The sequence below is a fragment of the Idiomarina sp. ST10R2A5 genome, assembly GCF_051842325.1.
Taxonomy (GTDB): domain Bacteria; phylum Pseudomonadota; class Gammaproteobacteria; order Enterobacterales; family Alteromonadaceae; genus Idiomarina; species Idiomarina abyssalis.
Genome location: NZ_JBNIEX010000004.1, coordinates 82,329 through 103,435, shown reverse-complemented (window position 1 = coordinate 103,435; position 21,107 = coordinate 82,329). Strand labels below are relative to the sequence as shown.

Sequence of the window (21,107 nt, the reverse complement as noted above, 5' to 3'; positions counted from 1 at the left end):
CCTCACTTCGTAAACCAATACTGGTCTGACCACAAATTATGTTACAAATTCTAGCCCGTAATAGAGCAGATTAAAACCACCGTTTTCGGTAAAGTATGCTGTATAGATTGAAAATTCGGAACAAAGGCAGCATTGTTACTGTCATTGCTATGCGGTACTGACAGCATAGTCAGTTTTCGCCGATAACGACAGCCTGGAGTAAACATGACCGCGACAGCGTTTCAACAGCTACAAAACTATCTCAACCGACAAGTTCTTGGACAGCCAGATTTTACTCAAAATCTGTTAATTGCCGTTCTGGCCGACGGCCACTTACTGGTTGAAGGGCCACCCGGCCTTGCCAAAACAAGAGCGGTTCAGGCTTTGGCAAAAGGCATAGAGGGCGACTTTCACCGTGTACAGTTCACCCCTGACCTATTACCGGCTGACTTAACCGGCACCGATATCTTTCGTCCCGAAACTGGGCAGTTTGAGTTCCAACAAGGCCCTTTGTTCCATAACCTGATTCTGGCTGATGAAATTAACCGCGCCCCCGCCAAAGTTCAATCGGCTTTATTAGAGGCGATGGCTGAACGGCAGATTACTGTCGGCCAGCGCAGTTATCCACTGTCTGACCTCTTCATGGTTTTAGCCACGCAAAACCCGTTGGAGCAAGAAGGCACATACCCTCTTCCAGAAGCACAACTGGACAGATTTTTGCTGCATTTAAAACTGGACTATCCCGATGCTGAAACAGAACAACAAATACTGAGGTTAACTCGCGGGGAAGCGTTATCCGGAGATGTCGACAAGCCAGTGCCTTTAACTCAACAAGACTTATTCAATGCACGCCAGGAAGTTTTGCAACTGTATTTAGATGAGGCCGTCGAGAACTATCTGGTCCAGCTTATTATTGCAACACGACAGCCGCAGCGATACGACCAAAACCTGGCTCAATGGATAGGCTATGGTGCCAGCCCTCGTGCCACCATTGCTCTTGAGCGTTGTGCCAGAGCCAAAGCCTGGCTCGATGGTCGCGACTTCGTAACGCCTGACGATGTTATTAGCGTTTTTCATAACGCCTTGCGCCACCGAATCATTCTAAGCTATCAAGCTGAAGCGGACGGTGTGTCGCACGATCAGGTTCTGGACACGATTTTAAAACTTGTACCGGCACCATAATGTTAAAAGCCGAAGTAGAACAATGGCTAAAACAATTGCATTGTGACGGAATCAGCCCCGGCATTCATGAGCTGCTGTATTATCGCAGTAAAATAAATGCGTTCGCCCGTCATCATAAAAGCCTTCCGCGCTCAAGCCAGACTGGGCCACTGCTCAGTAAAAGTCGCGGCAGAGGTATGGAGTTTGATGAAGTACGGCATTACCAGCCCGGTGATGACATCCGCTCTATTGACTGGCGGGTTACCGCCCGAACCGGTAAAGCACACACTAAGCTTTACCGGGAAGAGAAAGAGCGCCCTGTATTTATTTGGGTCGACCTACCTTTGACTCAATTTTTCGGTAGTCAGTTTATTTTTAAATCAGTGCAAGCTTGTCACCTGGCTGCCGCTCTTGCCTGGCAGGCCCAGCATAAAGGCGACCGCATTGGCGGCTTAGTGGGTAATGGCTGGTTGCATCAGGAGCTCAAGCCCGTTGCCCGCCAAAAAGGCGTTTTACGCTTATGTCATGCACTGCTTGAAGTTCACGGCGACAGCTTTACACGTTGGAAAAACAAAGAGAAACAGAAACCTAATGCGCTTGAAGAAAATTTAAAGCGTTTACGACAGTTAGTTAAGCCCGGCAGTACCATTTATGTCATTAGCGACTTTTATGGTGCCAGCGAAAACTTTCTGGATGGCTTACGCGTTCTCTCTCAACACAATTCGGTTCGCTGTTTTTCAGTTTATGACCCCATGGAGCATGAGTTACCTGAAGGTTATTCATCTCATCCATTGGCTATCACAGATGGCCAGCAGCAAATTAATGTGAACCTGGCTAACACCCAGCAAAGAGCAACTTATCACCAGGCAGCACTCAAGCGCTGGCAAAATATTCAGGAAGCCTTCCGTAAGCGCAAACTGTCATTAACCTCAATATCAAGTGCCCTGCCACTAGAGCAACAATGGACGGAGGTGACCTGATGCAGCAACCGTCTTTAGAGCAGCTTAATGACATCATTGAACCAGGTCAGGCTGGCTGGTGGCCCCCTTCCTGGCTAACTATCGCTGTAGTAGCAACCCTACTGGCAGGTGTGTTGGTGCTAGCGACCGTTCTGTTTCGCCGCTGGAAAAAGTCCAAAGTACGTAAAGCAGCAATGAAACAGTTATTACAGCAAAAAGATGCAAATATCGAACAAATAACGGTGCTGCTTAAACGAGCGGCACTGGCGTATTATCCTCGCGAACTTGTCGCCACGAAACACAGCCGCACTTGGCTCGTTTTTCTACTGGCGCCCTTATCCAATAATGAAAGGGCATCTTTTGAACCTTTGCTTCAACAAGCCGATAAAAACTTTTACGGTACTGAAGACAATGATTTCAATCGAAATTACTACCAGCTTGCTCGCCTTTGGCTGAGTAAAGACTTAAGCAAACAACCGGGAGTCAGTGATGTTTGAATTTGACTGGCCATGGATGTTTCTTTTATTACCTTTCCCTTTTATTGTTTGGAAGTGGTTACCGCCTGTTCGTAAGAACCGTTCAGCCATAAGACTCCCCAGCACTTATGGTCTTGCAGAAAGCAGCCCGGGTTCTGGAAGACGCTGGTTATGGCTTTCCCTTATGAGTTTATGTTGGCTGATGCTAATAGCAGCTGTTGCTAAACCACAATGGTTAGGCGAACCGCTCGCGGTTCGTGCAGAAGGCCGCGAAATAATGCTGGCTGTCGATTTATCCGGCAGTATGGAAATTGCCGATATGCAGCTTGACGGACGTTCCGTCGACCGCTTAACCATGGTTAAGCACGTACTCAGTGACTTTATTGCGCGTCGTGAAGGCGACCGACTAGGCTTGATTCTTTTTGCCGATACAGCCTATTTACAGACTCCAATGACTTACGACCGTAATACCGTAAAGCAAATGTTGAATGAATCTGTACTGGGTTTAGTCGGAGAGCGCACAGCAATCGGTGACGCTATTGCTCTGTCTGTTAAGCGTTTTCGGGACGACGACGAGTCAAATAGAGTATTAGTTTTACTAACGGATGGTCAGAATACGGCAGGTAACCTGACTCCGGAGCAGGCGCTTGAACTTGCTCAAGCTTACGATGTTACGATTTATCCAATTGCCGTTGGAGCAGAAGAGGTGGTAGTGGACAGCTTTTTCGGACAACGACGGGTCAATCCCAGCCGAGATCTGGACGTTCCGCTGATGCAAAGTATTGCTAAGCAAACCGGTGGTAAATACTTCCGGGCCCGCAGCACTGACGAGCTTGAGGATATCTATAAACGACTTGACCAACTGGAGCCTATTGCTGGCGACCCACAACAACTTAGACCCAGAGTCAGCCTTTTTTATTGGCCATTGGGTGCAAGCTTTCTTTTATTTATGCTCATTGCTTTGATGCATTACCGCCCCTGGGGGAAAAGTTCATGAGCGAGTTTCATTTATTACGCCCCTGGTGGTTACTGGCATTAATCCCTGTAGGGCTATTATATTGGCGCTTTATTTATAGTCAGGTACATCAAGCTGGCTGGCATCAATGGTTACCCGGACATTTATCAAAGGTATTGGTAAAGTCTGGAGCGAAGCCATCGCTATGGCCGGTTCACCGGTTTCTGATTATTGGTATTTTAGCCACACTCGCACTCTCTGGCCCAACCTGGGAAAGGCTACCACAGCCAGTCTATCAGCTTGAGTCAGGCCAGGTCGTTATTATGGATATGTCTCCTTCACTACTTGCCGATGACATATCCCCTGACCGCCTGACCCGAATGAAGTATAAAGCCATTGACTTAGTACGAGCAGGTCTTGACGGAGATACCGGACTTATTGCTTACGCCGATGATGCTTTTATCATCAGTCCTCTTACGGCCGACAATCGGAATTTAATGAATTTGATTCCGTCGTTGTCGCCGGAAATCATGCCGGCAGCAGGCAGTGAGCCTTTGCTTGCACTGCAGTTGGCTGATGAGCTATTAAGAAACGCCGGTTACCCACAAGGCGATATTTATTGGCTGACAGACGGTATCACCAGCCGTGATCTCAATCCGTTAAGCAGTTACCTACGTTCAATAGAGCACCGCGTTTCAGTATTGGCCGTTGGCACAGAAGAAGGCGCTGCAATACGAGACAGCTCCGGAAGACTCTTAAAAGAGAATAATCAAGTTATCATAGCTAAGACTTATCCATCACGACTGGAGGATTTAGCCTCGATTACTGGTGGTGCATTCTCGTCAGTTACCGCTGACAATCGTGATATTGAGAAACTGATCAATCAGCCTCCGCTTACACGTGAAGGAAAAGACAGCGACGATCAGCAACAAGGCGATGCATGGCGAGATATGGGGCCTTATGTCGCGTTCTTTATTCTTCCTATTATGTTATTAAACTGGCGTCGTAGCGGTCTGTTCAGCCCCATTATGCTCACTATGCTTTTACCACTAGTGAGTTTTAGCCCTGAGCTTCATGCAGCGCAGGAGCCAACCCTTGAGAAGTACTTCCTTAATCAAGAACAACGTGCTCAAAGGTTTTATCAACAAGAGCAATATGAACAAGCCGCCAACCTAAGCAAAGATCCTTTACGGCAAGGGTCAGCCTTATACCGCAATGGTGACTATGAGGCCGCTGCTGATGTGTTTGCTCAACATTCTTCTCCCGAAGCCCAGTACAACTTGGGTAATGCTTTAGCTCAGCAACAGCAATATGATGCGGCCATCGCAGCATACGAAAAGGCTCTGGAGAAAAGACCTGACTGGTCAGAGGCAGTGGAAAACAAGCAGCTCGTCGAGCAGCTAAAAGAACAAGACTCTGATTCATCTGATGGTTCGGGAGAATCATCAGAAAAGTCCGACTCTCAAGACGACGAGTCGAAAAATGACTCGGAACAAAATGGTAACGAGCAAGACCAGCAAAACAACGAATCCAATAATAACGATGGTCCGCCAGATCCTGGTAAAGATGGTCAGGAAGATGGCCAACCTGAACAGAAAAAAGACCAAAAAGAAGAACCGACCGAAGAAAAAGAACAACAGGATAGCTCTGAAAATGAGGGGGCAGAAAATGATGAAGAGTCCACAGAACAACTTCAGGAAAAGGTGAGAGAAGGTGAAATTGATCCTGAAAAGGCACAGCAGCTGGAGCAATGGATGAACCGAGTTCCGGATGACCCGAGTATTCTATTGCGTAACAAAATGCTGTTGGAAAGTCAGCGTCGTCGTCAGCGTAGAGCTTCAGAACCGCAGGGAGAAGATAAAAAATGGTAAGAGTATGGCTACACACTTTTTTCTTGATCAGTCTATTGCTTGTGAGTCAGCTTGCTCGCGCCGATGTTTCCGAAGTCACTGCAACGGTCGACCGGAATCCCGTCACCGCTAACCAGTCGTTTGTACTGACAGTCACCGTCGACGGTGACGTTGGAAATGACAGCTTCTCCCCATCTAAGTTACTAAAAGACTTTGTCGTCGGAAGAACCTCTGTAAGCCGTCAAACATCAATGATAAACGGCAGACTCAGCAAGCAAACACGGTTTACTACCGTATTAATTCCGCAAGCTGCGGGCGAATACAAAATTCCGGAAATTACCATTGGCGGTGTATCGTCTCAGCCGATAACCATAGAGGTACTGGAAGCCGGAAGCAGTCAGGAAACAGAACAAGAAACGGCTTTTTTAGAAGCTCAGGTGGATAGCGAGCACGTTTATCTGCAACAACCTATTACCTATGTCGCCCGACTGTTTCTAGCTGCGGACTTAAACAAAGGTAACTTAGTGCCTCCGGAAGCTGAAAATGCAGATGTGCAGCAAATAGGCAGAGATGAAGAAAGTACACAGATGGTTAATGGCCGCCGCTACAAGGTTTATCAGCGGGTTTATCAAATAACGCCCAGCAAATCAGGTCCCTTAAGTATCACTGGGGCACGCTTTGATGGAGAAGTCTTTACCCAGGGACAACGCTCAATATTCTCTTCGTTTTCCAACACTCAGCCCGTTAGCACAATAGCAGAAACAATAGATGTTAACGTCAAACCTGTTCCGGCTAACTGGCAGGGGCATTGGTTACCGAGTGAATTAGTCAGTATCTCTCAGTCGGTTTCACCAGAGCAGGAAACCTACACCGTTGGTGAACCTCTGACTATTTCATACATGTTAACCGCCATTGGCGTAAAGCCAGAGCAACTGCCGGAAATAAAACCTGAGTTTCCAGATACGGTAAGAGTGTACCCTGATGGCGACGAAACCGACCAGTTTACGCGCAACGGTGTTGTTATTTCACAAAAGACCGTCAGCTTCGCAATTGTACCGAATCAACCGGGTCCGCTGAGCATCCCGGCGCTTGAAGTTCCATGGTTCAATACCAAAACGGGGCTAGCAGCCTCGGCTGAAACTGACGACCTGAAGTTTTCAGTCGCTATGGCTGAAGGTATGCAAGCAATCCCTGAGGGAAATCAACCCAGTGGCGCAGCAGCGCCGCAAAAGCAAAGTGCGGAAGAAAAACCGGTTGAACCTGCGAAGCCTTCAGTCGCCCTGGTTTGGTGGCAGCAAAGTTGGTTCGTTGCCCTTTTAGGACTTATTATATTGGCATCGTTAGCTACCAATCTTTTCCTGCTGATGCGTCGCCAATCATTATCAGAAGATGCGGTAGAAGAGACGTCTAAAACGGCCCACCAGCTCAACAAAGATAAGCTATGGAGAGATTTTCAACAGGCCTGCAGTAAAAACGATGCCCATGCAGCCCAAATTGCATTGCTTGAATGGGCAAACCGGTATTTTAACCGAACCTTTAATAGTTTAACGGAATTATCTCAGTACCTTTCAATACAAAGCTCCTGTGCTGCTCTCCAAAAGAGTTTGTATCAGCCAGGAAGCCGCAGCTGGCGGGAAGGCAAGAAGCTGTATAAAGACGTTAAGTCCTCTTTAGAGAGGTTATCTGATACGACAGAAGATAATGTCTTACCGGAGCTTTACGGACGCAAATAATACTAACGAAAAACAAAAAAAGCTCAGACTTTCTCAAGTCTGAGCTTTTTTATTTTCGATGAGCGTTACACTTTATCGAGTCGATAAACGCTGAATATCTGCATCACTTTTCAAATTATTAATGAAAGCTTGTAACATCACTTGTGCCTGGCGGTTCTGCAATTGACTTTGCAGCTCATCAAGCTGCTCTTCGTTTGCATTACCCGGGTTAAGTTCTGTCAATGCAACCACTGCAGCATCGCCATTAGGAAGCGCGACCGTGGTAAAGGTGTTTTCATCGGCAGTAGCAGACGGAGACATCGAGAACAGCTCTTGCACAATAGCTCTTGGATGCTCGTTATTGTTCCGGGTAATACTATCTACCCAGACAATCTCGCCACTGGTTTCTTCACCCGACTGCCAGGCCTGCATCCACTCTTCCGCCTGTTGCAATGCTAATTCCTGAGCTTTCTCTACACGAAGTTCCGCAACAATTTGCTCGCGGACCTCTTCCAGATCTTTTACACGCACCGGTTGATGTTCAGTCACTCGCACAACCAAAGAACGATCATCAGAGGTTTCAATTACGTCGCTGTTTAACTTCTCTTCAATTAACTGTTCTGAAAACAGGTTATTGAGAATGACATCATCACTCAAAGGTGTTGGTGCTCTTTCACGAGTGAATAAGTCAGTACGACGAACTGTAGCACCAATTTCGTCAGCAGCAGGCTCCAGAGTATCTGGCTGTTCAAAGCTAATTTCAGCCAATTTCTGCTGCTTTTCAAAATAACGGTCTTCCGCTTTTTCTGCTAACAGCTGTTGGCGAACTTCGTCTTCGACTTCACTGAATGGTGTTACCGTACCTTCACGTAAATCAGTCAGCTTAATAATGTGATAACCGAAGCTGGTTTCAACAATCTCAGATAAATCACCAATGTTTTCCAGCGCAAAAACAGCGGCATCAAAATCTTCGTCCATCATGCCAGCTTCGACCCAATCAAGGTCACCGCCCTGTTCCGCAGAGAAAGTATCATCAGAGTAGGTTTGCGCTACCTCAGCGAAGTCGGCGCCCTGCTCCAGTTCGGCCAACGCCTCTTCAGCTTTCTCTTTAGCGTTCTCTGTGTCGAATTCAATAAGAATATGCGACACGCGACGCTCTTCTTCGGTTGCGTATTGCTGCTGACGTTGTTCGTAATACTCACGTACTTCTTCATCGGCTATTTCAATATCAGACTCAATAGCCGCTAAAGAAAGCTCAACATAAGCAACGCTCAACTTCTCTTCCGTACGGAACATGTCCTGGTTTTGCTGATAAAAGGTCTCGATATCCGACTCAGCAACTTCCACCTGGCCCTCAAAAGACTCGTTATTTGCTACCAGAAACCCACCTGAACGCGTTTGGTTCTGTAAGCGCAAAAATGCTAAAGCCTCAGGTTCCAAAACGAATTCAGACTGAGACAAACCCCGCAAAAGTTGATTCCGGGTCATGTCCTGCTGCATAACTTTAGCAAAGGCTTCCGGACTATAGCCCGCATTTCGTAACGCCATTAAATAGACGTCGTTATCAAACTGTCCGGCGGTGCGAAACTGAGGAATATCGCGAATTGCTGCTTTAACCTGCTCTGATCCCACACGCATTCCGCTGTCTTCTGCGTACTGTACGAGTAATTCCTGTTCTATAAGCTGTTCCAGAACTCTGCTACGCAAACTACGCATGTATTCCGGATCGGAAGTAATGGCAGAAAACATATCGCCGAACTGCTCTTGTAAGCGGCTACGTTCGTTTTCATAAGCACGATCGTAGTCACTACGAGGAATTTCTTCTCCATTAACTTTTGCAACAGCATCTTCTGTGTCGCCGGTGATATAACCGCCAACACCTGCCAATGCAAAAGTTAGAATGATTAACACAAGAATGGCCTTAGCAGTAAAACTCTGCGAGCCTTCCCGAATCCGCTCTAACATAATAAGGCTTTCCTTATTTAACCTGAATAAACGACGTCACATTATAAGGTGATTCGTCTTAAAACTCACCATTCATACAAAAAAATAACCCGAGGTTTTATAAACCTCGGGCTACTATTATTATTCTTTAAAAAAAGCGCTAATGCGCTTTAATTAATTTACTGCGTCTTTCAGTGCTTTACCTGCTTTAAAAGAAGGTACTTTAGCAGCAGCGATCTGGATAGTCTCACCCGTTTGAGGGTTACGACCAGTACGAGCAGAACGCTCACGTACGCTAAACGTACCGAAGCCAACTAATGCGACTTGGTCATCTTTTTTTAGAGCATCAGTTACTGCATCGATCATTGAGTCCAGAGCACGACCAGCAGCAGCCTTAGAAATATCTGCACCTGCCGCGATTTTGTCAATAAGCTGAGACTTGTTCACAGTATCATCCCCTTAGATTGTTATTATCAAGTTTCCGTGGTTCCATTCGGATTTAAATGGGCCAAAACGGTTATATCAAGCTTGATTTAATTGTTCAAGCACCATTATGTCCAAATGGCTTTCCTATCCAGCTGTTCTTATGTCATACATTTGAATCAGCTTTAAACTCTAGGCTACCACAGTCGTTTCGATTGAAAACCCTTTTTACTCACTTTTTAACGAAAAAATGCGGTCTGAGGCATGATTTCTCATCCGCAGACCGCATTCTAGCGTTGGAATATGACTTTAGTATTAAGTCACTGATTAATCTTTAACCAAAGCGACATCTAATACTTCATCAATCCATTTCACCGGTTGAATTACCAGGTCTTCTTTAACGTTATCGGCTATTTCTTTTAAATCGCGTTCATTCTCTTTGGGAATTAATACATGCTTAATTCCACCGCGATGAGCTGCCAATAGCTTTTCTTTTAAGCCACCGATAGCCAATACTTCACCCCGCAACGTAATTTCCCCGGTCATTGCGACATCAGAGCGTACCGGTTTACCGGTTAACGATGAAACCATAGCCGTAACCATTGCGATACCAGCACTTGGTCCATCTTTTGGCGTGGCGCCTTCAGGAACATGAACGTGAATATCGCGCTTCTCATGAAAGTCATCCGCAATACCCAGCTTATCAGCCCGACTGCGAACTACTGTCAGTGCGGTTTGAATAGACTCCTGCATAACATCGCCTAACGAACCAGTCGTGGTTGTCTTTCCTTTACCGGCTACATTCGTGGCTTCAATAGTTAGCAAGTCACCGCCCACTTCAGTCCATGCTAAGCCAGTAACCTGACCGACTTGGTTGGCTTCTTCCGCTTTACCATAATCAAAGCGCTGCACGCCCAGGTAGTCACTTAAATTATCGCCGGTAATTTCAACATGCTTAATTGAACTGTCCAGCAAAATTTCTTTCACCGCTTTGCGACACAGTCGTGACAACTCACGTTCAAGGTTACGCACACCTGCTTCGCGGGTGTAATAACGAATAATACCGATAATGGCACTGTCCTGAACCGTAATTTCTTTTTCTTTTAAACCGTTACGGCCAATCTGCTTAGTCAATAAGTGACGTTTAGCGATGTTCAGCTTTTCATCTTCGGTATAACCGGACAGACGAATCACTTCCATTCGATCAAGCAGAGGCGCCGGAATATTCATACTGTTAGAGGTTGCAACAAACATGACATCTGACAGGTCGTAATCCACTTCAAGATAATGATCGTTAAAGTTAACGTTCTGTTCCGGATCTAACACCTCTAATAACGCTGATGCCGGGTCTCCACGCATATCCGCCGACATTTTGTCAATTTCATCTAAAAGAAACAGTGGATTACGTACACCAACTTTCGACATTTTTTGAATCAGCTTGCCTGGCATAGAGCCAATATAGGTTCGACGGTGTCCGCGTATCTCTGCTTCGTCACGAACGCCACCCAATGCCATGCGCACGTACTCTCTTCCCGTAGCTTTCGCTATGGACTGGCCAAGCGATGTTTTACCCACACCAGGAGGGCCTACCAGGCAAAGAATTGCACCTTTCACTTTTGTGGTTCGTTGTTGCACCGCTAAGTATTCAATAATGCGTTCTTTGACTTTCTCTAACCCATAATGATCAGCATCTAGCACTTTTTCAGCATGAGCTAAATCTTTCTTGATACGCGAACGCTTTTTCCACGGAACCGACACCATCCAGTCGATATAACCCCGAACAACAGTAGCCTCCGCCGACATGGGCGACATCATTTTCAGCTTTTGAAGCTCAGCTTCTGTTTTCTTCTTAGCCTCGGCGGGCATGCGGGCGTCGTCGATTTTTTTCTGCAACTGCTCAAACTCATCGACGCCGTCTTCGGTTTCACCCAGCTCTTTTTGAATGGCTTTCATTTGCTCATTCAAGTAATACTCACGCTGGCTTTTTTCCATTTGTTTTTTGACGCGACTGCGAATACGTTTCTCAACCTGAAGGATATCAATTTCGCCTTCCATCAATGCCATCAGGTGCTCTATGCGCTCACGCACATCGGTAATTTCAAGAATGGCCTGCTTTTCTGCAAGTTTTAAAGGCATGTGTGCCGCCATTGTGTCGGCCAGACGGTCACCGTCTTCAATACCAGACAACGAAGTAAGTACTTCTGGCGGTATCTTTTTGTTCAGCTTCACATAGCCTTCAAACTGGTTCAGAGCCGACCGAATAAGTACTTCTTCCTCTTTTTCCGGTAACTCTTCTGCCGCCAAATAATGGATACTGGCCTTAAAGTACTCTTCATCATCCTGAAGTTCATCAAGCTGCGCACGCTGCTTACCTTCAACTAACACTTTCACAGTGCCATCAGGCAGCTTCAATAACTGTAAAACCGTAGCGACAGTACCCACCGGATAAATGTCATCATTGGTAGGTTCATCCACCGACGCATCTTTCTGTGCTGCTAAAAAGACTTGTTTATCCGCATCCATCGCCGCTTGTAAGCATCGAATCGATTTTTCCCGACCGACAAATAGCGGAATCACCATATGCGGGTAAACCACTACATCTCGCAACGGCAGAACAGGCATCGTTAATTGTTCGGTGCGTTCTTCGCTCATTAAATTCTCTCCCGACCTAGGTTTACTTTGTTATATGCGGTCTTTACCTGAAAGTTCAATCCTTGACAGAAAAAAAGGGCCAGATTGGCCCTTTTTCGAACACTTTTAATACAGTTTCGTATTATTCACCCGAAGCCTGCTTGTTTTTCTGTTGATTCGCGTAAATTAAAATAGGGTCTGATTCCCCGGCTATCACCGATTCATCAACCACAACTTTCACCACGCCCTCAATGGAAGGTAACTCGTACATAGTGCCTAGCAAAACACCTTCGACGATTGAACGCAGACCGCGAGCTCCTGTTTTACGCGCCATGGCTTTTTTAGCAATAGCCCGTAACGCGTCTTCACGAAACTCCAGTTCAACATCTTCCATTTCAAACAAAGCAGAGTATTGCTTGGTTAAAGCATTTTTCGGTTCACGCAAAATTTCAACCAATGCTTCTTCATCCAGCTCGTCTAGTGTGGCAACAACAGGTAGCCGTCCAATAAACTCCGGAATCAAACCGTAGCGAACCAAATCTTCCGGCTCTACTTTCGCTATAATTTCGCCTTCTTCACTTCGCGTTTTACTTTTTACTTCGGCGCCGAAACCAATTCCTGTTCCGGTAGACAAACGCTGCTCAATCACTTTGTTTAAGCCAGCAAATGCACCACCACAGATAAACAGAATCTTCGACGTATCAACCTGCAAGAACTCTTGCTGAGGATGCTTTCGTCCGCCCTGAGGAGGTACAGAAGCAACGGTACCTTCAATAAGCTTCAATAAAGCTTGCTGAACGCCTTCGCCACTAACATCGCGAGTAATAGATGGGTTGTCTGACTTACGTGAAATTTTGTCAATTTCATCAATATAGACAATACCGCGTTGGGCTTTTTCCACATCGTAGTCGCACTTCTGTAAAAGCTTCTGAATGATGTTCTCGACATCTTCACCAACGTAACCTGCTTCGGTCAAGGTAGTCGCATCCGCCATAGTAAACGGAACATCCAGATAACGCGCCATAGTCTCAGCAAGGAAAGTCTTACCTGAGCCTGTAGGGCCTATCAGCAAGATATTACTCTTGCCCAGCTCAACTTCTTCTTTACCTTTTCCTGATGCACGTAACCGCTTGTAGTGGTTATAGACAGCAACTGATAAAACTTTTTTAGCGCGATCCTGGCCGATAACGTAGTCGTCCAGATGTTTTCGGATAGCTTTTGGCACAGGTAATTCATCCTGGTCCGGCACCGGCGACAGTTGATGAATTTCTTCTTTTAGAATGTCATTACATAACTCGACGCATTCATCGCAAATGAACACAGACGGTCCGGCAATGAGCTTCTTAACTTCGTGCTGACTTTTGCCACAAAAAGTGCAATACAGCGGCTTATCGCCGTCACCTTTGGACTGATCCGTCATGCTTTTCTCCTACTACTTAAGCGCCCGCTCAGGACTCTTCGCCACGCTGGCGTAAAATGCCGTCAACCAGACCGTAATCGATTGACTCTTCTGCTGATAAGAAGTGATCGCGATCGGTGTCTCTAGCCACTTTCTCGTAATCCTGACCTGTATTCTCAGCTAACATACGGTTTAAGCGCTCTTTCAGATCCAAAATTTGCTTCGCATGAATTTCAAAATCTGAAGCCTGCCCCTGGAAACCGCCAAGTGGCTGGTGAATCATAACCCGGGAATTAGGCAAGCAATACCGCTTACCCTGAGCACCACCGGCTAAAAGGAAAGCCCCCATGCTGGCCGCTTGTCCCATACAAACTGTGCTAACGTCTGGCTTAATAAAGCGCATTGTATCGTAAATAGCCATACCTGCCGTAACTACACCTCCTGGCGAGTTAATATACAAGTAAATGTCTTTATCAGGATTATCTGATTCTAAGAATAATAGCTGAGCCACAATAAGGTTGGCCATATGGTCTTCAACCTGACCACAGCAGAAAATCACACGCTCTTTTAACAGGCGTGAATAAATGTCGTAAGAGCGCTCCCCTTTTGACGTCTGTTCGACAACCATAGGGACTAGCTGTGCCATTGGATCCTGAATATCGCTCGACATGTGTTATAAAGCTCCTGAAATAAAAATGGCTCGTATGAAATCATACGAGCCATTAAACCAAGCTGTAGCGGGACCCGTCAAGGACTCCGTTACAAGAGATTACTGCTGCTTCGGATTCATAATGTCGTCAAAGCTTGCTTTCTTATCTTTCACAGAAGCTTTTTCCAACACAAATTCGATAGCTTGCTCTTCCAACGCTAAGTTGCGAACTTGCTGCATCATATCGTTGTTTGACTTGTAGTACTCGACAACTTCCTGCGGGTCTTCATATGCAGAAGCAGCTGTCGCAATGATCTCATCAACTTTCTCGTCGTCAGCTTTAAGCTCATTGCTGCGAATAACTTCGCCCAATAACAAGCCAACTTTAACGCGTTCTTTTGCCTGCTCTTCAAACAACTCAGCCGGCAATTCAGGCATTTGATCAGCGTTACCACCAAAACGTTGAGCAGCTTGCTTACGCAGTTGATCAATTTCCTGGTCGATCATTGACTTAGGCAATTCAACATCGTTGTTTTCAACAATGCCTTTTAACACCTGTTCTTTAACTTTTGCTTTTACTGCGTTTTTCAGTTCGCGTTCCATATTCTTACGAACTTCTTCCTTCAACGCTTCAACGCCGCCTTCTTTTACACCAAATAGCGCAACGAACTCGTCATTGAGTTCAGGCAAGTCACGTGCTTCAACTTTTTTAGCTGTTACAACGAACTGCGCTTCTTTACCTTTCAGGTTTTCAGCGTGGTAGTCTTCCGGGAAAGTGACTTCAATCGTCTTTTCTTCACCCGCTTTAATACCTTTAATTTGATCTTCAAAGCCCGGAATCATGCGGCCTTCGCCTAATTCCAGAGCGAAATCGTCGGCTTTACCGCCTTCAAATTCTTCACCGTCGATAGAGCCAACAAAATCCATAGTGACACGGTCACCTTTTTTGGACTTACGCTTAACTTCTTTCCAGTCAGCGTGCTGCTTTTGCAACGTTTCCAACATGTTGTCTACGTCTTTTTCGGTAACTTCAACAGCTGGCTTCTCAACTTTCACTTTTTCCAGATTTTGAACTTCTACTTCCGGATACACTTCGAACGTTGCAGTGAACTCAAGGTCTTTACCTGGTTCATTGACTTTAGGCTCAATTGCAGGTGCACCAGCAGGGTTCAACTTTTCCTGCATAACCGCTTCAAAGTATTTGCTTTGCATAACACTTGAAGCTGCACGTGAACGTGCTTCGCGACCAAACAGCTTTTGCAGTACATTTGGCGGAATTTTTCCTTTACGGAAACCATTCACGCGACGATGGCGATATTCTTCTTTTAATAAGCGTGTTACTTCGCTATCAATTGCATCTGCCGGGACTGTAATAGTCACACGACGCTCTAAACCTTGAGTTGTCTCTACAGAAACCTGCATTGCTTCATTACCTCGGTTTCAATCAATGAATGTCACTCGCATCAATTTATCATTATAAAAAAATGAGATACGGCAACGGCGTTGACCTTTAAAAATGACGCAGCATTATAGCGAGGAGACCGCCCGGAGTCGAGTCCCGAGCGGCAATTTTTAAACTTCACTTTATTCGGTGAGAAAAATACTTAAGATTTGTCTTCCAGCTCAAGAAGTAGATTATTGATTTCGCCCAGTTTATCCGGCTTATCGCCCCCCATATTTTCTTGGTCGGCAACTTCCGTTTCAAGCTCATCATAACGCCATTGCTGCAACAGCTCTATTTTTTGCTGGTTTGAAAGGTCAGGATGATCAAACACAGCTTGCGGGGAATCAAACGCTTCAGCGGGATTCTTTAAACTTTTCTTAAAGTCCATAACAATAACTCCAGCCACGGGTTAACAGTGAAAGTTTTATTTATATATGACTTAAATGTAGCAGTACTGGCTGAAAAGAAAAAGGTCAAAGAGTGTAATGGTCGGCGATGCAGGATTTGAACCTGCGACCCCTTGGACCCAAACCAAGTGCGCTACCAAACTGCGCTAATCGCCGACAAACAGGAAGTTTTACTATAAAGAAATGGGGTGGATGATGGGACTTGAACCCACGACAACCGGAATCACAATCCGGGGCTCTACCAACTGAGCTACACCCACCACTGAGTGATTTCTTTGGCGCGTTCTGGCGCACCCGGCAGGATTCGAACCTGCGACCGACGGCTTAGAAGGCCGTTGCTCTATCCAGCTGAGCTACGGGCGCATATCGAACCATTTTACCGTCTAGAGAATGGTCGGCGATGCAGGATTTGAACCTGCGACCCCTTGGACCCAAACCAAGTGCGCTACCAAACTGCGCTAATCGCCGAATTTCTCCGAAAGCCGTATCAGACGCAGCTTTTAAAAAGCAAATGCTGGCTGACAACGGGGGCGAATATTACCTGTTGAAGACTGACCCGTCAAACTTTTTTTCTGTTATCGGTGCCGAATGGCTACTTTTACGTCAACCTGACGACTAAACCAACAACCGGTGACATTCAGGGCAGAAAAAAGTTACAATGGAACCCATATATCACCTTGAATTCTCTCACTTTTGGGAACGTCATTATGCCAGCTCAGATTATCGATGGTAAAACCATTGCAGCCACTGTACGTCAGGCCGTCAAACAGCAAGTAAAAGAACGTGTTAACTCCGGGCTGCGAGCACCAGGCCTGGCGGTTGTCTTAGTTGGGAGCGACGCGGCTTCCGAAGTTTATGTAGGAAATAAACGGCGAGCTTGTGAAGATGTCGGGTTTCGCTCCTTTGACTATGACTTACCGGCAACGACAACGCAGCAGGAACTTGAAGAGCTGATTGAAAAGTTAAACAACGACACTTCTGTCGATGGCATCTTAGTTCAGCTGCCTCTGCCGGCGGGCCTTGATGCTACTCCGATATTAGAACGAATTCGCCCTGATAAAGATGTCGATGGCTTCCACCCTTTTAATGTCGGACGTTTATCGCAACGCATTCCCGCTCTACGCCCCTGCACCCCCAAAGGCATTATGACCTTACTGGAGCACACAAAAGTCGATCTGCATGGGTTGAATGCGGTTGTCGTTGGTGCATCTAACATTGTTGGCCGGCCAATGAGCCTGGAACTCCTTTTGGCAGGTGCTACAACGACGGTTTGTCATCGCTTCACCAACGATCTATCTGAACACGTTAAAAGAGCAGATATTTTAGTTGTAGCAGTAGGGAAGCCTGAATTCATTCCGGGGGAATGGGTTAAACCCGGAGCTATCGTCATTGATGTTGGTATGAATCGACTACCTGATGGTCGTTTAACCGGTGATATTGAGTTCCAGACAGCCTCCGAGAAAGCCGGCTGGATAACGCCTGTTCCGGGTGGCGTGGGACCAATGACCGTAGCTTCACTCATTGAAAATACCTTACAAGCCTGCGTTGACTACCACGATATTCGCTAGTTTACTTTCGATAGCCGCTTAGCATTGAATGCTGAGCGGTATTCGATAACGCCCATAAAGGTTTATTGAACACCCGGCTGCGCGTTGCGCAGTAACGTGCTGCTTTAGAGTCGGACAGTAAGGTTTGAGTCGCAGATAAAAACTCGCCGGCAATAGGAATATCAAGGGGCAGGCACCAATAGGTTTCAATAACCAATACCCTTGCCTGGTGCCATTGTTCGCTACCGTCGCTACTGGCACGGGCGTGGTAATGGTCAACTGAAATCTCTAATACCTCAGTCTTTAGCTCATCGTCCCAGCGCCAATCGGCAAATTGGCGAAAATCCTCAACCGTAGGCGACAAGACTTTTAGTTGACCAAATTGTGCGTAATGAAGTCGCTGCTCAACCAAAGCTTCAGTTACAGCGACCATTTTGTTGTCAGTACTGAGTTGCGGTTTAAGCCCCGCCATTCCCGCAACTAACGTGTTAACCATGGCATTGTGACTGCCGTTATTAATGCTACCCGCGCGCACAGCATACTGATTAGCAACCGTTAGAGTTTGCTGCCCCCACCAGATAATCAGTGCCTGAACGAAAGTAAAAACAGCGGCCACAATAACCGGCCATACAATTAACAGCTCGATACCGGCTTGTCCGGATTGTTTTCGCAGCGTTTTGCCCGGCTTAAATAAAGAAAAAACCGCTGCCGGAAAGGCAGCGGGAAATGTTATGCCCAAGCGAGACAATAACATGGGACCTCCATGTCCAGTGTGCTGTGTCCTTCATTAGACACGCAGCTATGTTAGTCCAGCAGGTTTTGATTCGCCATTGGCAAAGTGACCCTTTGCCCGTAAGTTATTAACTACTTGTCCTGTACTTGCCACTTCCCATCTCGGAAAAATGCTTTCCAGCCAGTTTGTTTCTTCTTGATTTCGGTCACCACGTATTGTTCTTTGTTTTTGCGTGAAAAGCGAACAATAGCATCATTACCGTCCTCGTCTTCCTGCGGAGCCTCCGCCAGATACTTGAACTTTTCCGGTAACCGGTCTTTAAACTGAGCAAGTTCTTTTACGGTAACAGCACGGGTCTCCCGTGACTTAGGGAAAGTATTAGCTGACAAGAAAATACCTGACGCACCGTCCCGTAAAACAAAATAAGCATCGGACTCTTCACAGGGTAACTCCGGCAATGGGACCGGATCTTCTTTAGGTGGCGCAGGTTCCCCGCTACGCAACAACTTACGGGTATTTTTGCAGTCACTGTTGGTACAACCAAAGTACTTACCAAAACGTCCATTTTTTAGCTGCATTTCCGAGCCGCATTTATCACACTCGATAGTTGGACCGTCGTACCCTTTAATCCGGAACGTGCCCTCTTCAACCAATTGGCCGTCGCAAGTTGGATTGTTACCGCAAACATGCAGCCTGCGCTTTTCGTCAATAAGATAGCTATCCATCGCTGTCCCGCATTTAGGGCAGCGCTTTTTCGCTCTAAGCGCTTCGGTTTCACGTTCTTCTTCGTCAGTTACCTCAACCGCTTCTTCACCCGGCGTCAGGTTCAGTGTTTTAGTACAGCGTTCCTTTGGCGGTAGGTTGTAACCTGAACAGCCCAGAAAAACTCCGGTTGAAGCGGTTCTTATCCCCATTTTCCGACCACATTCAGGACAGTCAATATCGGTCAGAACAAGACTGTTCTCACGCATACCACCTTCAGTAGGTTCCAGTTCAGCTTTTTCCAGCCGCTCTTTAAAGTCCGCATAAAACTTATCGAGGGTTTCTTTCCAGTCACGCTTCCCGGCAGCAATATCATCCAATGCCTGTTCCATTTCTGCCGTAAAGTTGTAATTCATTAGTTCGGTGAAGTTCTCAACAAGTCGGTCATTGACAATTTCACCCATTTTCTCAGCAAAGAATCTACGGCTCTCTACCCGAACATAGCCTCTGTCCTGAATAGTAGAAATAATCGACGCGTAAGTCGACGGGCGACCAATACCGCGTTTTTCCAGCTCTTTAACCAAAGACGCCTCACCATAGCGAGCCGGTGGCTTGGTAAAATGTTGCTCTGGAAGCAGTTGTTCCAGTTTCAATGCATCGCCTTTTTTTACGTCCGGCAGATTATCATCGCCCTCTTTCTTGCTGCTAGCCGGAGGCATCACCTTAGTCCAACCGGCAAAGCGCATAACCCGTCCGCGCGCTTTTAATTCGAAATCACCCGCAGTGGCAGTTAAGGTCGTACTGTCATAGCGTGCCGGAACCATCTGGCAAGCAACGAATTGACGCCAAATAAGCTCATACAAACGTTGAGCATCACGCTCAACTGAAGATAAGGATTCTGACTTCACCTTCACATCTGACGGGCGAATAGCCTCGTGGGCTTCTTGTGCGTTGCTTTTAGCACCATAGCGAGTCGGGCTTTCCGGCAAATAGTTCTTACCAAAGTCTTTTGCTATTAAGTCACGGCAGGCATCAACCGCTTCAGCACTCAAATTGGTTGAGTCAGTACGCATATAAGTAATGTGACCGGCTTCATAAAGACGCTGAGCCATCATCATCGTCTTCTTCACACCAAAGCCTAACCTGGTACTGGCCGCCTGCTGAAGTGTTGAAGTAATGAACGGTGCGCTGGGTTTGCTCGACGTGGGCTTGTCTTCACGGCCGGTAATTTCGTAACCTGACCCCTTCAATAACGCCAATGCAGCATCGGTTTCTTCTTTATTAGCCGGGCGAAAGTTTTTTCCCGCCTGCTTCATTACCTGCATACGCAGAGAGTCTTCCGATGGCGTCATTAAATCCGCATGAACATCCCAATACTCTTCCGGAACAAAGGCTTTTATTTCGCGCTCGCGTTCAACCACCAGACGCACAGCAACTGACTGCACACGGCCTGCCGACAACCCACGGGCAATTTTTTTCCACAATAACGGAGAAACCATAAAGCCGACCACACGGTCAAGAAAACGGCGAGTCTGCTGCGCATTGACCCGGTCCGTATTCAACTCTGCGGGGTGCTCAAAAGCTTCCTGAATGGCTTTTTTGGTAATTTCGTTAAACACAACGCGTTTATAGCGGGAATCGTCACCACCGATAAGTTCCCGCAGGTGCCAGGCAATTGCCTCTCCCTCGCGGTCCAAATCCGTTGCGAGGATAATTTCCTCAGACTTTTTCGCTAACTGTTTTAACTCTTTAACGACTTTTTCTTTACCCTGCAGAACTTCGTAGTGAGCTTCCCAATCATTTTCCGGGTCAACTCCCATACGAGCAATTAACCGCTTGTAGTCCCGTTCTTTCTGATATTTAGCTTTTGCATCCGGGGACATCTTCCGGACTTCAGCTGCCGGTTTGCTTTTGATTGTCTCAGTAGCTCGGGTAGGTAGATCACGGACATGACCAACACTGGACTTAACGACAAAGTCCTTACCTAAATATTTATTAATCGTTTTGGCTTTTGCCGGAGACTCGACAATGACGAGCGATTTTGCCATAGAATAATCGTTCTCTTGTTGTAGATGACCGTGTATATACGTGCTAACAGTAACAATTACAAGTGCAATTGCTCATTAGCGGCCTTTT

At 46.5% G+C, this 21,107-nt stretch carries 16 protein-coding genes and 4 tRNA genes; 7 read left to right on the top strand and 13 right to left on the bottom strand.

Going from position 1 to position 21,107, the window contains the following annotated elements; all coding sequences use genetic code 11:
* The first annotated feature begins 204 nt into the window (after window positions 1–204).
* From ACP7FG_RS06720 to ACP7FG_RS06695, 6 genes are read left to right on the top strand one after another with little or no spacing between them, the layout of a single operon-like run.
* Window positions 205–1,161 carry an AAA family ATPase gene (locus ACP7FG_RS06720; protein ID WP_224798013.1) on the top strand — a complete coding sequence of 319 codons (957 nt, stop codon included), beginning with the start codon at window positions 205–207 and terminating at the stop codon, window positions 1,159–1,161.
* Complete coding sequence (locus ACP7FG_RS06715; protein ID WP_439225911.1) at window positions 1,161–2,120, top strand: DUF58 domain-containing protein; 960 nt, start codon at window positions 1,161–1,163, stop codon at window positions 2,118–2,120. Before ACP7FG_RS06720 ends, ACP7FG_RS06715 begins: the two co-directional genes overlap by 1 nt.
* Window positions 2,120–2,596 (top strand): DUF4381 domain-containing protein, encoded by a 477-nt coding sequence (locus tag ACP7FG_RS06710; protein ID WP_439225910.1) that lies wholly within the window; start codon window positions 2,120–2,122, stop codon window positions 2,594–2,596. The genes ACP7FG_RS06715 and ACP7FG_RS06710 overlap by 1 nt, the downstream gene beginning before the upstream one ends.
* Window positions 2,589–3,572, top strand: coding sequence for a vWA domain-containing protein (locus tag ACP7FG_RS06705; protein ID WP_439225909.1), 984 nt, complete (start codon window positions 2,589–2,591; stop codon window positions 3,570–3,572). The genes ACP7FG_RS06710 and ACP7FG_RS06705 overlap by 8 nt, the downstream gene beginning before the upstream one ends.
* A complete protein-coding gene (locus ACP7FG_RS06700) occupies window positions 3,569–5,401 on the top strand; it encodes a VWA domain-containing protein (RefSeq protein ID WP_439225908.1) in 1,833 nt (610 codons plus the stop codon). The genes ACP7FG_RS06705 and ACP7FG_RS06700 overlap by 4 nt, the downstream gene beginning before the upstream one ends.
* Window positions 5,395–7,113 carry a BatD family protein gene (locus ACP7FG_RS06695; protein ID WP_439225907.1) on the top strand — a complete coding sequence of 573 codons (1,719 nt, stop codon included), beginning with the start codon at window positions 5,395–5,397 and terminating at the stop codon, window positions 7,111–7,113. The genes ACP7FG_RS06700 and ACP7FG_RS06695 overlap by 7 nt, the downstream gene beginning before the upstream one ends.
* 72 nt (window positions 7,114–7,185) lie before the next feature.
* Here the strand turns inward: ACP7FG_RS06695 and ACP7FG_RS06690 are convergent, their stop codons facing one another.
* The 11 genes from ACP7FG_RS06690 to ACP7FG_RS06640 form a co-directional block, all read right to left on the bottom strand.
* Window positions 7,186–9,057 carry a SurA N-terminal domain-containing protein gene (locus ACP7FG_RS06690; protein ID WP_439225906.1) on the bottom strand — a complete coding sequence of 624 codons (1,872 nt, stop codon included), beginning with the start codon at window positions 9,055–9,057 and terminating at the stop codon, window positions 7,186–7,188.
* A 153-nt stretch (window positions 9,058–9,210) separates the two neighbouring features.
* Window positions 9,211–9,483 carry a nucleoid-associated protein HU-beta gene (gene hupB, locus ACP7FG_RS06685; protein WP_011234253.1) on the bottom strand — a complete coding sequence of 91 codons (273 nt, stop codon included), beginning with the start codon at window positions 9,481–9,483 and terminating at the stop codon, window positions 9,211–9,213.
* 303 nt (window positions 9,484–9,786) lie between these two features.
* Entirely contained in the window at window positions 9,787–12,111 is a 2,325-nt protein-coding gene (gene lon, locus ACP7FG_RS06680) for an endopeptidase La (RefSeq protein ID WP_054486996.1), read from the bottom strand.
* A 121-nt stretch (window positions 12,112–12,232) separates the two neighbouring features.
* On the bottom strand, window positions 12,233–13,510 hold the full coding sequence (gene clpX, locus ACP7FG_RS06675; protein ID WP_054486994.1) for an ATP-dependent protease ATP-binding subunit ClpX: 1,278 nt from the start codon (window positions 13,508–13,510) through the stop codon (window positions 12,233–12,235).
* Between the two features lie 28 nt (window positions 13,511–13,538).
* The gene (clpP, locus tag ACP7FG_RS06670) at window positions 13,539–14,159 is read right to left on the bottom strand and encodes an ATP-dependent Clp endopeptidase proteolytic subunit ClpP (RefSeq protein WP_011234256.1); all 621 of its coding nucleotides are present in this window, start codon (window positions 14,157–14,159) and stop codon (window positions 13,539–13,541) included.
* 99 nt (window positions 14,160–14,258) lie between these two features.
* Window positions 14,259–15,560, bottom strand: coding sequence for a trigger factor (tig, locus tag ACP7FG_RS06665; protein ID WP_054486992.1), 1,302 nt, complete (start codon window positions 15,558–15,560; stop codon window positions 14,259–14,261).
* A gap of 182 nt (window positions 15,561–15,742) precedes the next feature.
* On the bottom strand, window positions 15,743–15,970 hold the full coding sequence (locus tag ACP7FG_RS06660; protein ID WP_199494405.1) for a hypothetical protein: 228 nt from the start codon (window positions 15,968–15,970) through the stop codon (window positions 15,743–15,745).
* 98 nt (window positions 15,971–16,068) lie between these two features.
* Window positions 16,069–16,145: transfer RNA gene (locus ACP7FG_RS06655), tRNA-Pro, on the bottom strand.
* A gap of 28 nt (window positions 16,146–16,173) precedes the next feature.
* Window positions 16,174–16,249: transfer RNA gene (locus tag ACP7FG_RS06650), tRNA-His, on the bottom strand.
* 26 nt (window positions 16,250–16,275) lie between these two features.
* A tRNA-Arg gene (locus ACP7FG_RS06645) sits at window positions 16,276–16,352 on the bottom strand.
* A 28-nt stretch (window positions 16,353–16,380) separates the two neighbouring features.
* A tRNA-Pro gene (locus tag ACP7FG_RS06640) sits at window positions 16,381–16,457 on the bottom strand.
* Between the two features lie 239 nt (window positions 16,458–16,696).
* Between ACP7FG_RS06640 and folD the strand changes: the two genes are divergently transcribed.
* Window positions 16,697–17,557: a bifunctional methylenetetrahydrofolate dehydrogenase/methenyltetrahydrofolate cyclohydrolase FolD gene (gene folD, locus ACP7FG_RS06635; protein ID WP_287816614.1), complete on the top strand. Its 861-nt coding sequence runs from the start codon at window positions 16,697–16,699 to the stop codon at window positions 17,555–17,557.
* A 1-nt stretch (window position 17,558) separates the two neighbouring features.
* Here folD and ACP7FG_RS06630 read toward each other — a convergent pair whose 3' ends face one another.
* The gene (locus ACP7FG_RS06630) at window positions 17,559–18,290 is read right to left on the bottom strand and encodes a TadE/TadG family type IV pilus assembly protein (protein ID WP_439225904.1); all 732 of its coding nucleotides are present in this window, start codon (window positions 18,288–18,290) and stop codon (window positions 17,559–17,561) included.
* Between the two features lie 110 nt (window positions 18,291–18,400).
* On the bottom strand, window positions 18,401–21,019 hold the full coding sequence (gene topA, locus ACP7FG_RS06625) for a type I DNA topoisomerase (RefSeq protein ID WP_054486984.1): 2,619 nt from the start codon (window positions 21,017–21,019) through the stop codon (window positions 18,401–18,403).
* Between the last annotated feature and the right edge of the window lie 88 nt (window positions 21,020–21,107).

Coding starts and splice junctions, on each gene's coding strand:
- ACP7FG_RS06695 (WP_439225907.1), top strand. CDS start 5,395: ATGGTAAGAGTATGGCTACACACTTTTTTCTTGATCAGTCTATTGCTT.
- ACP7FG_RS06690 (WP_439225906.1), bottom strand. CDS start 9,057: ATGTTAGAGCGGATTCGGGAAGGCTCGCAGAGTTTTACTGCTAAGGCC.
- clpP (WP_011234256.1), bottom strand. CDS start 14,159: ATGTCGAGCGATATTCAGGATCCAATGGCACAGCTAGTCCCTATGGTT.
- ACP7FG_RS06700 (WP_439225908.1), top strand. CDS start 3,569: ATGAGCGAGTTTCATTTATTACGCCCCTGGTGGTTACTGGCATTAATC.
- lon (WP_054486996.1), bottom strand. CDS start 12,111: ATGAGCGAAGAACGCACCGAACAATTAACGATGCCTGTTCTGCCGTTG.
- ACP7FG_RS06660 (WP_199494405.1), bottom strand. CDS start 15,970: ATGGACTTTAAGAAAAGTTTAAAGAATCCCGCTGAAGCGTTTGATTCC.
- clpX (WP_054486994.1), bottom strand. CDS start 13,510: ATGACGGATCAGTCCAAAGGTGACGGCGATAAGCCGCTGTATTGCACT.
- tig (WP_054486992.1), bottom strand. CDS start 15,560: ATGCAGGTTTCTGTAGAGACAACTCAAGGTTTAGAGCGTCGTGTGACT.
- ACP7FG_RS06705 (WP_439225909.1), top strand. CDS start 2,589: ATGTTTGAATTTGACTGGCCATGGATGTTTCTTTTATTACCTTTCCCT.
- ACP7FG_RS06715 (WP_439225911.1), top strand. CDS start 1,161: ATGTTAAAAGCCGAAGTAGAACAATGGCTAAAACAATTGCATTGTGAC.
- folD (WP_287816614.1), top strand. CDS start 16,697: ATGCCAGCTCAGATTATCGATGGTAAAACCATTGCAGCCACTGTACGT.
- ACP7FG_RS06630 (WP_439225904.1), bottom strand. CDS start 18,290: ATGTTATTGTCTCGCTTGGGCATAACATTTCCCGCTGCCTTTCCGGCA.
- ACP7FG_RS06720 (WP_224798013.1), top strand. CDS start 205: ATGACCGCGACAGCGTTTCAACAGCTACAAAACTATCTCAACCGACAA.
- ACP7FG_RS06710 (WP_439225910.1), top strand. CDS start 2,120: ATGCAGCAACCGTCTTTAGAGCAGCTTAATGACATCATTGAACCAGGT.
- topA (WP_054486984.1), bottom strand. CDS start 21,019: ATGGCAAAATCGCTCGTCATTGTCGAGTCTCCGGCAAAAGCCAAAACG.